Annotated in this window: 1 protein-coding gene; it reads left to right on the forward strand. The window is 34.3% G+C overall.

The window, feature by feature from the left end; translation table 11 throughout:
- Positions 1 to 95: 95 nt before the first annotated feature.
- Entirely contained in the window at positions 96 to 1,268 is a 1,173-nt protein-coding gene (locus IF125_RS14140; protein WP_225542925.1) for an IS4 family transposase, read from the forward strand.
- Positions 1,269 to 1,345 lie beyond the last annotated feature (77 nt).

Genomic DNA, 1,345 nt, shown 5'->3' on the forward strand with positions numbered 1-1,345 from the left:
CATTAGCGTCCTAAACGTTAAAAGAAAGCGTAAAAACAGCGCGTAAATTTCGGATCTCAAATTATCTTTGAGTTGGACACCAAAAAAACACGCGCTTGATGGTAAATATAACATTGTTTTCTCAGATAATAACAAAACTTAACCGCTCAAATTTCAAAAAATTAGTAAACGAAAAGCAAACGGATAAGCACAACAAAGGTTTTGACAGTTGGAGTCATTTGATTTCCATGCTATTTTGTCATTTTGCACGTAGCAAGTCTGTTCGTGATATAAGCAATGGCCTTCGATCTGCTACGGGAAATCTAAATCATCTTGGTATAGTTAAAGCGCCCTCTAAATCATCAATAAGTTATCAGAATAAAAACCGAAGCCATGAGCTATTTAAAGAATATTATTTTGCTTTGCTTCAAAGTTTAGGACAGCACCCCAAGTTTAAACAGGTAAAGTTCCGCATAAAATCAAAAATCCTATTATTAGACTCCACCACAATATCTTTATGCTTAAGTATTTTTGATTGGGCAAAATACAAGACTACCAAAGGAGCTGTTAAAATGCATACACTCCTTGATTTTGATGGGAATCTACCAGCTTACATCAATATCACCGATGGTAAAACAGCTGATAATAAAGGAGCTTACGACATTCCTTTGCTGAAGGGTAGTGTTATTGTTGCAGATCGATTTTACAATGATTTTAGCCTGTTAAACATTTGGGACAGCAAGCAAGTATACTTTGTAATTAGACACAAGGATAACTTGAAATTTGAGACAATTAAGGAGTTAGAATTACCTAAGAACAGGCATCAAAATGTTCTGAAAGATGAAATCATTACTTTGGCTAATGAAAAATCAAAACAGCTATACCCTAATAAACTAAGGCGTGTAGCGGTATGGGATCAAGAAAACGAACAAGTCATAGAGCTTATTACCAATCAGTTTACCTGGACGGCTCATACGATTAGTGAGCTTTATAAAAGTAGATGGATGGTGGAGATATTCTTTAGAGACTTAAAACAACTTTTACATATAAAAACCTTTGTTGGAACCTCGGAAAACGCTGTAATGATACAAATATGGACGGCACTTATCACTATTTTAATACTTAAAGCACTACGTGCGCAATCAAAATTCAATTGGCATTTATCCAATTTAGTCGCTTTTATAAGACTAAATCTTTTTGTGAAGATTGAATTACAAAAATGGCTTGATAATCCACTAAAGGAAGTAGAAAAACCTCCTCCAAAATTGGAACAAGGGGTTCTATTTTAAATTTTGTCCAACTATAGCTTGTATCCTACTAAAGTGGGTGGATATTTTATGCCCTAAATTTATTTAGGACGCTATTG

Source organism: Empedobacter stercoris (assembly GCF_020281205.1).
GTDB classification, from domain to species: Bacteria; Bacteroidota; Bacteroidia; order Flavobacteriales; family Weeksellaceae; genus Empedobacter; species Empedobacter stercoris.